At 61.4% G+C, this 12,936-nt stretch carries 10 protein-coding genes and 1 tRNA gene; 4 read left to right on the forward strand and 7 right to left on the reverse strand.

Features of this window, described 5'->3' with window-relative positions:
• Positions 1-131 precede the first annotated feature (131 nt).
• Positions 132-500, reverse strand: a complete 369-nt coding sequence (locus tag QX041_RS00665) for a hypothetical protein (RefSeq protein WP_315715555.1) — start codon at positions 498-500, stop codon at positions 132-134.
• A gap of 270 nt (positions 501-770) precedes the next feature.
• Between QX041_RS00665 and QX041_RS00670 the strand changes: the two genes are divergently transcribed.
• Entirely contained in the window at positions 771-1,463 is a 693-nt protein-coding gene (locus tag QX041_RS00670; protein ID WP_315715556.1) for a phytanoyl-CoA dioxygenase family protein, read from the forward strand.
• A 115-nt stretch (positions 1,464-1,578) separates the two neighbouring features.
• Here the strand turns inward: QX041_RS00670 and QX041_RS00675 are convergent, their stop codons facing one another.
• Positions 1,579-1,872 carry an HdeA/HdeB family chaperone gene (locus QX041_RS00675; protein WP_315715557.1) on the reverse strand — a complete coding sequence of 98 codons (294 nt, stop codon included), beginning with the start codon at positions 1,870-1,872 and terminating at the stop codon, positions 1,579-1,581.
• Between the two features lie 1,043 nt (positions 1,873-2,915).
• Positions 2,916-4,694, reverse strand: a complete 1,779-nt coding sequence (locus tag QX041_RS00680) for an acyl-CoA dehydrogenase (RefSeq protein WP_315828096.1) — start codon at positions 4,692-4,694, stop codon at positions 2,916-2,918.
• A gap of 289 nt (positions 4,695-4,983) precedes the next feature.
• Here QX041_RS00680 and QX041_RS00685 point away from each other — a divergent pair.
• Both QX041_RS00685 and QX041_RS00690 read left to right on the forward strand, forming a co-directional pair.
• A tRNA-Gln gene (locus QX041_RS00685) sits at positions 4,984-5,058 on the forward strand.
• Positions 5,059-5,998: 940 nt separating this feature from the next.
• Positions 5,999-6,466, forward strand: a complete 468-nt coding sequence (locus QX041_RS00690) for a GNAT family N-acetyltransferase (RefSeq protein ID WP_316162915.1) — start codon at positions 5,999-6,001, stop codon at positions 6,464-6,466.
• A gap of 190 nt (positions 6,467-6,656) precedes the next feature.
• Here the strand turns inward: QX041_RS00690 and QX041_RS00695 are convergent, their stop codons facing one another.
• From QX041_RS00695 to QX041_RS00710, 4 genes are read right to left on the reverse strand one after another with little or no spacing between them, the layout of a single operon-like run.
• A complete protein-coding gene (locus QX041_RS00695) occupies positions 6,657-7,844 on the reverse strand; it encodes an amidohydrolase (RefSeq protein ID WP_316164266.1) in 1,188 nt (395 codons plus the stop codon).
• A gap of 46 nt (positions 7,845-7,890) precedes the next feature.
• Positions 7,891-9,342: an amidase gene (locus tag QX041_RS00700; RefSeq protein WP_316164267.1), complete on the reverse strand. Its 1,452-nt coding sequence runs from the start codon at positions 9,340-9,342 to the stop codon at positions 7,891-7,893.
• Positions 9,339-10,247: a DMT family transporter gene (locus tag QX041_RS00705; RefSeq protein ID WP_316164268.1), complete on the reverse strand. Its 909-nt coding sequence runs from the start codon at positions 10,245-10,247 to the stop codon at positions 9,339-9,341. Before QX041_RS00705 ends, QX041_RS00700 begins: the two co-directional genes overlap by 4 nt.
• Positions 10,244-11,053 (reverse strand): hypothetical protein, encoded by an 810-nt coding sequence (locus tag QX041_RS00710; protein ID WP_316164269.1) that lies wholly within the window; start codon positions 11,051-11,053, stop codon positions 10,244-10,246. Before QX041_RS00710 ends, QX041_RS00705 begins: the two co-directional genes overlap by 4 nt.
• 517 nt (positions 11,054-11,570) lie before the next feature.
• Here QX041_RS00710 and hemA point away from each other — a divergent pair.
• Positions 11,571-12,887 (forward strand): 5-aminolevulinate synthase, encoded by a 1,317-nt coding sequence (hemA, locus tag QX041_RS00715; protein WP_316164819.1) that lies wholly within the window; start codon positions 11,571-11,573, stop codon positions 12,885-12,887.
• Positions 12,888-12,936: the final 49 nt, after the last annotated feature.

Raw genomic sequence — 12,936 nt, forward strand, 5'->3', positions numbered from 1 at the left:
TGCTGTTGTAATGCTCGTCCAGTTCCTCATTCGGAACCGGCGCGTTCGGATGCGACGCTCGCGATCGGCGCCACGCCATCGCTCGGCGCGACCCACAGCTCGTAGGACGGCGCGGGGATTCCGAACGAGCCTCAGGCCGTCACGCCTTGGCTCGACGCAGCCGTGCTGCTGGCTGCGCCATTGGTCGCGCCCTGCGCATTGTAGGTCTGCGCGTTGTTGCCGCTTCCGTTCGAGGCAGCGGCAGTCTTGGTCACCTCGGTCGAGCCGTCGGAATAGGTGATCGTCGTTGTGGTGATCCCGTCGAGGGTGATCGAGACCTCGCTGACCACGGTCTTACCCGACGATGAGCCGCCGCTGCCGGAAGAACTTTCAGACGTGGCGCTGGCGGAGCTGGTGGCCGAGGACGACGACGTCTGAGACGTGGACGAGGTGGATTGCGTGGCGGTGCTTGCCTGGGACGCGGTGGCCGCGACGGGCGTTGTGACAGAGCTGATCGACATGGGACTCTCGCGTGAAGAAGGAAGCCGGGCCGCGCGGTGGGCGTTCGGCCCGCTTCTTCAACGCAACTGCCGCCCGAAACTGGCGGCGCCAGTTGCGTCTGATTATGTCCGGACGCCGCCGTCCTGATGCCGGACCAAGACCGAAGCTTGACGCCGGTGGCCCCATCGCGCTCGCATCTCATGTCCATCGTGGGCATGGATTGCGAACTCGGCGGCGGGAAAGAAGAGCGATTGCCAAGCTCCCGCGGCGCACTCTAGTCTCCTGCGCGCATGACCTTCGCGCTCTCTTCCCAGCAGAAATCGCAGTTCACCGACGCCGGCGCGCTGCACGTCACGACGGCACTCGATGCGTCCGCTTTGCACGCTCTCGCCGCCGCGCTGTCCCGCCACGCACCGGCGCAGGCCGGCACCCGGCTGCACGGTGTTGCCGCGCTGACGCCGTTGCTCGCCAATGACGGTCCGGTCGGCCGCGCCGCCGCCGCCGTTCTCGGCGATGCCGCGCGCCCGGTGCGCGCCGTCTATTTCGACAAGACGCCGCAGATGAATTGGGCGGTCCCGTGGCATCAGGACCGGACCATCGTAGTGCGCGAGCGCATCGAGCTCTCGGGTTTCGGTCCCTGGACCACCAAGGGCGGCCTGCAGCACGTCGCGCCGCCTTACGAGGTGCTGGCGCGGATGGTCACCTTGCGTGTCCACCTCGACGCCGTGCCCGACGGCAACGCCCCGCTCCTGATTGCGCCAGGCTCACACTGCCTCGGCCGCATCCCGGAAGCCGATGTGCCGATCGTCGTCGCGCGGTGCGGCACCGTCGCGTGCCACGCCGAGCCGGGCGACATCTGGCTGTATGCAACACCGATCCTGCACGCCTCGGAACTATCCGTGCAGCCCGGCCATCGCCGCGTGCTGCAAGTCGATTTTGCCGCGGATGAGCTGCCGGGCGGACTGGAATGGCTCGGCATTTGAGACAACGGAGGAGGGCGGATGAGCGGAGCGTCATCCGCCCTTGGCGGCGCGGTGGAAAGGCGGGTCACACTAACACCAACCCGCCCTACGCGACACGGATGGTGCGCGTCGCCGGTTACTTGCCGAGGATCTTCTCGGCCGCCGTCACGATGCTGACCGTCGGATGCTCGGCGCAGTACGCGCCGAACTTCTTGGCGTTCGCGATGAACTCCTCGGTGTCGAACAGCGCTTCGTCCTGATCGCCCTTGTACCAGCCGTCCAGCCAGATCAGCACCATCTTGATGGTGTCGTCGCCGCTTTCGACGAACTGCTTGCAGCTCATGGTCGACAGATCGAGGACGACCGCCGACGCCGGCGCAGATGACAGCAGGAGGGCGACGGCAAATAGTGGGGCAACGAGCGATTTCATATGGTTCTCCGAATGGGCATGATCAAAAACGATGAACTATGCAGAGGCTCACCAATCCCTTCGCGAAGCGGCGCGAATTCCGTGATCACGATCGCGACGGGAGCGGTGGCCGGAACTGTCCGTACCGCGCGGAGAAAGTCAAGCATGAGCGGGAGAGCCGCAGGGTGCATCGAGCCTTTCCGGCTCCGAGGTCTGAATTGGGAGCCTCGGCGGGCGCGCGCGCCTGTCGGGCAAATCACGTTGACCCGAAATGATCGTGTCAAGGTTTGCTGAAAAACATAAATCGCTTTGTCGTTTCCCAAAATCAGCATTATGGTACGCCCATCCCGTTGCACGGTAGGGGACGCTTCGCGGTCGTCACGGACGTTGGCAGCGGGATGCGGTGGACGCGGGCGGGCGCAGTGCTGTTGGCACGGACGAACGGCTGCTCGCGGACGGTGAAGGCGTGTGGTTCTGATACTCCGACGCTAGTATCAAGCGTAATGCGCGAGAGCGCATTGCGCGACATGGTGGCCAGAAAGCCCGGTGCACCAGGAAGAGCGCGCTATAGACCGTTAAAACCATCGCGCGGGGAAGGCCGGGTCTGTCCGGCTGTACCTGTGGTGACTGCCGCCTGCTTTTTTTCTGCAGGCGGGCCACGGGCCTCAGCCGAGGTCCGGCCTTCCTCGCGCCCTCCACTCGGTGAGGGCGGGAATTTAGCTCATAGCTCGGGCGCGGAGCGCGTCGCGAGAGCGCGGATGCTCATGCCGAGCTACGCTCCGAGCTGATCGTGACATGCTGTTTGAGATTGTGGATCACACGATGCTACATGGCCGGTGCTCACCCTCCCCTGGAGGGGGAGGGTCGATCGCGCGCGAAGCGGGCGAGCGGGGTGGGGTGATGTCTCCACCGGCACGGGTGCGTGTGGAGACATCACCCCACCCCGCCTCACGTTTCGCTGCGCTCCTCGTGAGGCGACCCTCTCCCTCCAGGGGAGGGTGGGAGCCCGGTGATCAGCCATGATGTAAGGACGTCAAAGCTGCGCTGTCACGACCGAGTCGAACTCACGCCACCAGCACGGCCTCGGCGCCGAGCACCGCATCGGCGCCGTCGGTGACGGTCTTTTCCAGGGACGGCGCCTGCACGGCAAACGTCTCGGCGAAGAACCGTGCCAGCGCCACGTGACGGGCGCCGACGGTCTCGCTCTCGCTGCGCGCGGCGAGCGCCTCGTTGGCCAGCATGCAGCCGCCGAGCGCCGAACCGAACAGGCGCAAGTACGGCGTGGCGCCGGCAAGCGCGTCGTTCGGGGCTGTCGCCAGCTTCTCCAACAGCCAGCGGCTGGAGCGGTCGAGCGCGCCGAGCGCGTCGCGCAGCTTGGCGCCTGTCGTGCCGAACGCCGGATCGTTGGAGGCCTCGACGCGGCGGACGATGTCGGTGAGCTCGTCGAGCAGCTTGAACACCGAGGCGCCGCCGTTCGCACCCAGTTTGCGGGTGACGAGGTCGATCGCCTGGATGCCGTTGGTGCCCTCGTAGATCGCGGTGATGCGCGCGTCGCGATAGTGCTGCGCGGCGCCGGTCTCCTCGATGAAGCCCATGCCGCCATGGATCTGCACGCCGAGATAGGCGACCTCGTTGCCGATGTCGGTGGAGAACGCCTTGGCGATCGGCGTCAGCAGCGCGCCGCGCGCGGCCGCCTCGGCGCGCACGGCGGGATCCTTGGCGCGCACGGCGACGTCGAGCGCCACGGCGGTCGCGTAGCAGATCGAGCGCGACGCGGCGGTCAGGACGCGCATCTGCATCAGCATGCGCTTGACGTCGGGATGGGCGATGATCGCGTCCGAGCCGGTGCCTTTGCTGCCGACGGCGCGGCCTTGGCGGCGGTCCTGCGCGTAGGCGAGCGCCTGCTGATAGGCGCGATCGGCGACGCCGACGCCTTCGAGGCCGACTCCGAGCCGCGCCTGGTTCATCATCGTGAACATGCAGCGCATGCCGGCGTTTTCTTCGCCGATGAGATAGCCGATGGCGCCGCCATTGTCGCCCATCGTCATGGTGCAGGTCGGCGAGGCGTGCATGCCGAGCTTGTGCTCGACGCCGGTGGCGTAGATGTCGTTGCGGGCGCCGAGCGAGCCGTCGGCATTGACGAGGAATTTCGGGATCAGGAACAGAGAGATGCCCTTGGTGCCGGCCGGCGCGTCCGGCAGCCGCGCGAGCACGAAATGCACGATGTTGTCGGTCATGTCGTGGTCGCCATAGGTGATGAAGATCTTGGCTCCGGTGATGCGGTAGCTGCCGTCCGCGGCCCGCTCGGCGCGGGTACGCAAGGCGCCGACGTCGGAGCCGGCCTGCGGCTCGGTCAGTTGCATCGTGCCGGTCCATTCGCCGGAGATCAGCTTGCCGAGATAGATGTCCTTCAGCTCCTTGCTGCCATGGGCGTCGAGCGCCTCGATGGCCGACAAGGTCAGCAGCGGGCACAGGCCGAAGGCGACGTTGGCCGCGCTCCAGATCTCGGTGCAGGCGGCGTTGATGGCCAGCGGCAGGCCCTGGCCGCCATGCGCCTCGGGGCCGGACACCGCGTTCCAGCCGGCCTCGGTCCAGCGCTTGTAGGCATCCGGCCAGCCCGGCGCGGTGGTGACCTTCTTGTCGGCGAGCTTGACGCCGTTCCTGTCGCCGATCTGGTTGAGCGGGGCGAGCACGTCGGTGGCGAACTTGCCGGCTTCCTCGAGCACGGCGGCGGTGATGTCGGGGTCGAAATCGCCGTAATGGCCGGCCTCGACCGCCGCCTTCAGCCCGGCGCCATGGTTGAGGGCGAGCAGCATGTCGTTGAGCGGGGCGCGATAGGTCATGGCGTGTCCTCAGGGGTCGAAATTGGCCGGTTTGGCCGCCGTCATCCCATGAAACCGGCCGGGTCTCAACTTTTTCGCGTGGCGCTGCGGCGGGCGGCCGCGGCGGCCCCGGCGGGACAGGGTAAAGGCTTGTTCAGATTGACGAATCGGCGAGCGCGGCGGATCACCCGGAGCCCGCGCAAATTTCCTGCGGCGCAGCGGTTGAAATGGGCCGGCGCGCTCTGTAGACCACGGGCGCCGATCCGGAATCGCATGGCGCCCGCGCGCCATGCCGATCCGCCGGGCCTGATGGGGCGTAGCCAAGCGGTAAGGCAGCGGATTTTGATTCCGCCATTCGGAGGTTCGATCCCTCCCGCCCCAGCCAGATTTCCGGAGCCCAGTCGGTATCTTATATCTTTACGATTTTGTTGTTCTGAACCTCGCCAGGCGCCGCATTCCGAAACTCTGTTTGCGTTGTGTTCGCCAAAACGTGCGCTCGTCGTTTGCGTGCTGCCGCAAGGATGCGCGGAGCCGTGCGCTTGGCGTAGCCGGCGTTACTCCGGGCCAAGGATTCGGGATATCCCTGGCGAATTCGGCCGGGTACAGTCGACGAACCACGCGCCATGCCTTGCGGCACAGGCCAACGAATTTCTCGCCGCGCCGAAAGAGTGTGCTCTCGCCCGCGTCATCCCTGATGAACATTTCGTAGAGCTTATCAGCGGCACGCGGGGCGATACTCTTGATCGGCAAGCACCCGATGCGCTCGCCTCCTCTGTTGCGCACGTCGCAGATGGCTTGCATGCTGTGCTCGTAGCCGGGTCGCGAGCGCTTCGAGACCTTTTCGAGACATGCCTTTGTCTGCGCATATTCGCGGAAAAGCCAATCAACCGAGCCGACGCGCGCTACAGAAGCCTTTGGATCGGGGATGCCCTTTCGATTTTGGCATCGGCATCACTCCACGTCTCGTCGTTGTCAGAATCACTGTCATCCGAAGGCAGCCGATCATTGGCACAATCAAGCTCTCCGATGTTCCATGCTCCTCGGCGAGCGCCAATGAGTGCGGGCTTCGGCATACTTCCTGCCTGCACGATCTGATCGAAGACGTTGAGGGGAGCGCAGATGAAAGCGGCTATGGCCTCACGGGTGATGAGCCGGGGCTTGAGCGATGACGAGAGAGTCGTCTGCCTTGGCTTGGCGAGATCTTGGTAACAGATCCTAGATTCTTCGTGCCCGTTCTATCTTTTTCGGCGTAGTTCGCTATCCTTGTTACGACATGAAAGATATCATCGTCATACATCGATGTGCGTGCAATGGAGTTGCTGGAGATGAACAAGCAGGGTGGAGGCGTCGAGATCGCGAAGGGAAATCCCTTTCACGCAGATGTCGTCCGTATGCTCAGAGACGCAGACGAATATTATGCGTCGCTTTACCCGCAAGAAAGCAACCACTTGATCGATGTGAATGAGTTGGCGAAGGACGATACTCTTTTCTTCGTCGCTCAGATCAACGACAGGGCGATTGGCTGCACGGCCCTCGTCTTGTCACCTGACTATGGTGAGTTGAAACGCATGTATGTAGATCCTGCCTATAGGGGCCTGGGGGTCGCGCAAGATCTGCTGGATACGATCGTGCAGGCCTCGCGAGGGGCAGGGCTATCTTGTATTCGTTTGGAAACCGGATATTTGCAGCATTCCGCGATAGCATTGTATCGAAAGAACGGCTTCTTCGAAATTCCGCCGTTTGGCGGTTACGGCATTGACCCGCTGAGCATATTCATGCAGCGCGACCTCTAGCAACCTGCTGAATGTCCCACAGGCATCTGCCTGCACTTTGGTGCCGATGTTGGACTCTGTCGTTGTCTTGGTCGTTGCGCGGTATTCGCTCTTCTGCGCAGCGGCCGCAGGTGGCCTATGAGGTCAAGCTCGAACAGGAATTGAATCGGAGAGAAGGGCATTAGAACCCTGTCTTTCCATTTGAGGAGCATCAAGTGAACGCCAGTTCCCTAAGGGCTATGCGCTTCAACAGCAGCGCGGCACGCTCGATATTGCGATCGTCGAAATCATATGAGGGGCTGTGCAGGCTGGCAGCGCTGTCCGCCCCCTGACCAATCAAGCAATATGCTCCCGGGACCTTTTGTAGAAAGAACGAGAAGTCCTCTCCGGCCATGCTTGGACGAACGTTGCTCAGGATGTCGTCTTGATCGAGCAAGCTGTCTGCAACGCTGGTCACGAGAGCAGCGCGGTCCGCATGATTGATCGTGGCTGGATAGAGCTTCTTGTAGGTCACCAATCCCGTCAAATCATGGGCATCGCAGACGTGGTCCACGATATCTCGGATCTTCTTCTCAATAGTCGATTGAACGTCCGTACAATATGTACGAACCGTGCCGACACAGTCGACCCGATCGGGAATCATGCTGCCCTTGAGAGGGCTACCGCCGTGAATGCCTCCGATAGATATGACGGCAGCCTCCGCGGGATCCACATAGCGCGATACGACGTTTTGCAGCATCGAAATGATGTTTGCGGTGGCAACGATCGGATCCCTCGTCTGGTGGGGAATTCCGCCATGGCCACCCGCTCCAAGGACGGAGATTTCGATTCGGTCCGCCGCGGCCATCACCGCCCCGCTATTGATGGCGATCTTTCCGATTGGAAGCCATGGCGCATTATGAATTGCATAGATCGAGCTGAGCGGGAATCTCTCAAGCAATCCATCTTCGATCATCGCTTTTGCACCCGCTCCCCCCTCCTCAGCGGGCTGGAAGATGCAACATACGGTTCCGGAAAACTCACGGTTCGCTGAAAGCTCTCGTGCGGTGGCGAGCAGAATGGCCATGTGGCCGTCGTGACCACACGCATGCATGCAGCCGCTGTTCTGCGACTGCCAAGCAAGACCCGTCTGCTCCGTCAATTCCAGGCCGTCCAACTCTGCCCTCAACCCCACATACTTTCTGGTGCCGGTCCCTTTGATGCCGCGAATGATGCCGACCACACCGGTTCCGCCGATCCCGGTCTGTATCTCGTCGGCACCGAGCGCTTGCAGACACTCCACAACCATCGCCGACGTCTTGAGCTCCTTGTACCCTAACTCCGGAATCGAATGCAGCGCCCTGCGGATGCGTATCGCTTGATCGAGAGTGCCTGGCTGCAGTGCGTCACGCAATGACATATCATCTCCTTCGTCTCGAAGCGGGCGTCCTCGTCGCTGCGACCCGCTACGCCAGCCTCTGGATGTTCTCGGACAAGGCCATTGCCTCCGACCTTCCACGAACAGGAGCGAGTTGGTGAAACGACAGCATGTCCTCCAGGGCGGCCGCACAGGAAATGACGTCGTGGTCGCCATTTGTCGGCCCGATCACCTGCAGTCCTACTGGCAGACCCGACCGCGTCACACCGCAAGGCAGCGACAACGCAGGAAGACCGGCCACGGCCGCAACGTAGGTCAACGCTGTCCAGTCGAAATAGCCATCGAATACATGGCCTGCACATTCAACCACGGTCGGCTGATCGATCGGATGAGCCGGCACGATTGTCGACGGACATATCAAGAGATCATATGTTTCGAAGAAATCAGCCACATGCTGCACGATGCGAACCCGCGCCTGTTCGGCTTCAAGCATCTGGTCGATCGTCAGCTGCAGCCCCTCGGTCACGTTCTCCCTGATATCGGTTGATCTCACCAGCGTACCCTGCTTCCTCAGGACGCTACCAAGGCTGCACGCCAATACGTAAGCACGCATCACTCGAAAACATCGCTGGACACCATCTAGATTCGGAGACGCCTGATCCACGACGACGCCATTGGCCTGAAGTCGCGCCGCGGCATTTTGCACGATGCAAGCGACTTCGGGGTCCACAGGGCCGATGTTCAGATCAGCAGAGAAGGCGACTCGCTTCGGCAACTTCTGGACTTCAGCCGCGCTGGCAAACGACCGCAATGGACGTGGTTTGGAAAGCAGATCCCTGTGGGTCTCGCCCGACATGGCGTCAAGGAACATTGCAAGATCGACGACGTTTCGCGCCATGGGGCCTTGGACGGCTAGCGTCTGATCAACGGCTGCGCGGTTAGCCATCGCGACCCGCCCCGGCGACGGCCTCATCCCAACAATGCCACAAAAGCTCGCGGGAATGCGCAAGGATCCCGCCATGTCGGAGCCATGAGCAAGCCACGTCATATTCAGCGCCAGAGCAGCAGCCGAACCGGAAGATGATCCCCCCGGCGAATATTTGACGTTCCACGGGTTCAAACACGGGTCAAAGACCGGATTCAGAGAATTGAAGCCAACGCCGAGTTCAGGGACGTTGGACTTTCCAAATACAAGTCCCCCTTCATCCTCGATGTGCTGGACGACCGCATCAGTGAAGGCTGGAACATGATCGCTATATATGAGAGATCCGGCTGTCGATCGAACCCCGGACACTCTCTGAAGGTCCTTGATGACCAGCGGCAGGCCAGACAGTTGGCCGCGCTCGTCGCGAGGCTTCTGCATCAATTTTGATGCACGATCATGCGCCCTATCGAAGCAGAGCGTCGGCAGGGCGTTGACGGTCGAGTTGACCTCGCCGACGCGCTGTTCCACCGCATCAAGGCAATCATGCGGAGTCACGTCACCGCGTCTAAGCAGGGACACGACCTCAACAGCCGAATAGTCGAGCAAGGCGTTCATCGCTGGTGTGCCCCTTCGAAGATGAGTAAAGCGGTGCCCGCCACTGTCGTGATTGCGCCCAGGAGCGAACTTGCATTCGGTCTCTCACCCCGCGTAAGCCAGAGCAGAAGCAGGAGCACCAGCGGCGTCGAGGACGCGTATGTCATCGATATTGCGATTTTTCCGCTCGTGATCGCCAGCATAAGAAGCGTCAGGCCGCCGCACATTCCAACGAGCGCACTCACAACGATCTTGGCGTAAACGGTGGCTGAGCTGGCGTCTGTCCTGATGTCGTCGCTGCGGGTCCGGCCCATGATGACAAACAATAGGGACGCTGCGCAAAACCGTATTGTCGTCGCCATGATGGGCGACGTTCCCGCCGTTACGACGGGAGTCGAAATCAGCGTGCCGATCGCCTGGCATCCGGCTGCAAGAACCGCCAATGCGACGCCCGTGTTCTGACGTTCGGCGTTGAGATGTCCATTCAGGGGAGCGCCGGCGCCTCCTCTGAAGGCAATGACGATCAACGCCCCAGTCAGTACAAGAAGAATACCAACTCCTGCCTCTATCGTGGTCCTCTTGTGATAGATGGCAGCCTCCAGCACGGCGCCGATAACGACGTTGGATGAGAATATGATGCTGGTCTTCTTCGGCCCAATTTTGCTGATTGCGGCAATGAGAGACAGGTCGCCGATCACAATTCCGATGAGGCTCGATGCCGCGAGCGTCAGCGCGTCCGCGACACTCACGCGAAGCGGAACATCGGCGATGAACAGCACCGGTAGCATGAAAAAAGACGCGAAGATCATTCGCGTCTTCGTGAACTCGAAAACACCTGTGGTGCGACTGACGTCAGCGGCAATGAGGCTACTGATCGCCAGGCACGCAGCGGTTCCAAGCCCGGCAACTTCGACGCCGACCGTCATTCGACGTTAGCCGTCTCGACTGTTGCGTCATCAGACCTGGTATCGTCTGGATAGATGTCTTCCATCGAGTTGTGCGTTATGGAATCCGACACCATGTCTTCCGGCGACGCAAACGTCAGGACCACAACGGTTCTCTTGGTAGATCCCGTCAGGGGCGCCACACGATGCAGTGTCGTATTCGCCTTCATAAAATAGCAATGTCCGCTGTTGACGTAGAGAGACCGAACGACGTTGTCTTGCAGGACCCGCCGGAGGTATGGCTCAGTCGAGCCTTTCTGCCATTCGACGTTCGAGAGGTACTCGACGCGTCCCCCGAGGAGCGGATCTGGAGCCTCAATTACAAAAATGAGGGCATAGGCATAATCGTCCCAATGCCATCCATGGGTGTCGCCAGGCTCGCACTGGCTGTTGATGATATACTCCTCGGGTCGGTAAGGAACCCGTTCAATGTTCTCACCGGCGAGCTTCCGGAGGAAGGAGAGAACCGCGTCGCTATTGAAGATGGCCGGAATAATCCCGTCATGTTGACAAATAGCGTCACGCCCGACGCTGCTGTAGGCTCTTGGTGTGTTGCCGCTTTCCTTGATGGTCAGCTTTCGCCGCTTCGACTCCCGGTCGAGCAGGATATTGGCTTCGCTGGTGAGCGCTTCGACCATATCCTTCGGAAGAAGCTGATCGATGACAGCGACGTGATTGCTCCTGAACGTTTGTGACAGCTGATCGATGGCGGCTTGCGACAGGCCGCCAATGTGACTGGCTAGGCGCAGCTCGGTGTCTGTGGGCGTGCAGTTTGCTGACAGATTCATTGCAACCTCAAGTTCGCTGCTGAAAGAGCCAGGGCGGATCCCCCCGCCCGAGGACGTGCGGCTATGCATCGCGCGCGTCGCGACTGCCTCCGTCGTTCTGTACGGTGCCTGTGGGCCATGGAAGTATCGATACCGTATTTTTCGGATATGGCCGCCCGCGGTGGTCGTCGGTAGCTATGGACGACAGGGCATTGGGCTCGCTCTGCTTCGCGTTGAAGGCGACAAATCACAAAGGATGGCGTCGGTGAGCGAGAGCCAAGCAGGATGCGGCGCGATATTGCGAATGTTCGACGCGGCTCCCTGACGTTCAGTATCGTGTCACAAAGTTAAGGAGTGCGTCTTCGACGGACATCCTCCCTACGTCACGCCGCCTGTTCGGCGTTCATCGTCGGTGCCGTTCGCCGCGGCGCTGCTTGCCTGCTAATCGCCGTGTCATCCACCGCCGCTCGGAGCTCTATCTCAAGCCACCTCGACTTCACCGACGATGTGTTCGCTCAATAGAGTGGAATCAGCGATGATGAATTATGAAGGCATATTTGTCCGGGCGATCGACGCTCTTCGTGAGGAAAGGCGATATCGGACATTTGCCACTCTGGTGCGCAATCCCGAGACTGCGCCGACTGCGCCGACTGCGCTCTGGCGACCGCCGGGCGAGACACGAGCACCACAGCCCGTTACCGTCTGGTGCTCCAATGACTATCTCTGCATGGGCCTGCATCCGGATGTGATCGAAGCGTCCACGGAAGCGTCCCGGAGCTTTGGCACGGGCGCGGGAGGAACAAGGAACATCTCCGGCACGCACCAAAAAATCGTAGAGTTGGAGCAGGAGCTGGCCAGTCTGCATGGAAAGGAGGCGGCGCTCGTCTTCACGTCAGGCTGGGTATCGAACTTCGCAGCAATCTCCACCATCGGGACTCTGTTGCCGGACTGCGTGATATTTTCAGACGCGGACAACCATAACTCGATCATTGAGGGTATCAGCCGCTCGAGATGCGAGAAGAAGATCTGGCGTCATAACGACGTGAGGCATCTTGAGCAGCTGCTTGCCGCGGAGCCCCGCAATCGCGCAAAACTCATCGTATTTGAAAGTCTCTATTCGATGAGCGGCAGTATTGCGCCCATCGGCGGGATCGCTGCTCTCGCTGAACGGTACGGTGCCATGACCTACATCGACGAAGTTCATGCCGTGGGGCTGTATGGACCTCAAGGTGGGGGCATTTGCGATCGAGACGGCCTCGCAGATCGGATCGACGTCATTCAAGGTACGCTCGCCAAAGGGTTCGGATCGCTTGGCGGCTATGTCGCCGCAAATGCATCGATCGTCGATTCAATCCGAAGCTATGCGCCGTCGTTCATCTTCACGTCGACGATACCGCCACACGTCGCCGCGAGCGCAACGGCGGCGGTACGGCATCTGCGCCGGTCCAAGGCCGAACGCGACCAACAGCAAGCGGTGACGCGCAGGGTCCGGCGTGCGCTTCAGGCCGCGCGCCTGCCGGTCATGGCCAATGAATCGCATATCATCCCGGTCGTGGTAGGCGACGCGCAGAAATGTACCGCCGCGAGCCAGATGCTGTTGGAACGACACGGGATATATGTTCAGCCTATAAATTATCCGACTGTGAGCAAGGGCACGGAGCGGCTTCGTCTGACTCCGACACCGGCCCATCGAGACGTGCACATCGACCTGCTGGTCGCCGCTCTCTCTGATGTCTGGGCGTCTCTCGAGCTTCCGTACGATGAACGGGCCGCGCGATCTCCGATCGTTGGCATGACGGACGACGCGGTCAATCCGAAAGACATGACGAATCAGCGGTCGGTTCCGGCGGAGTAAAGGCGGACGCACCGCGCGTCGTGACGATGCGGCATCAGGCATGGCGAGG

Source organism: Bradyrhizobium sp. SZCCHNRI2009 (assembly GCF_032485115.1).
Lineage (GTDB): Bacteria > Pseudomonadota > Alphaproteobacteria > Rhizobiales > Xanthobacteraceae > Bradyrhizobium.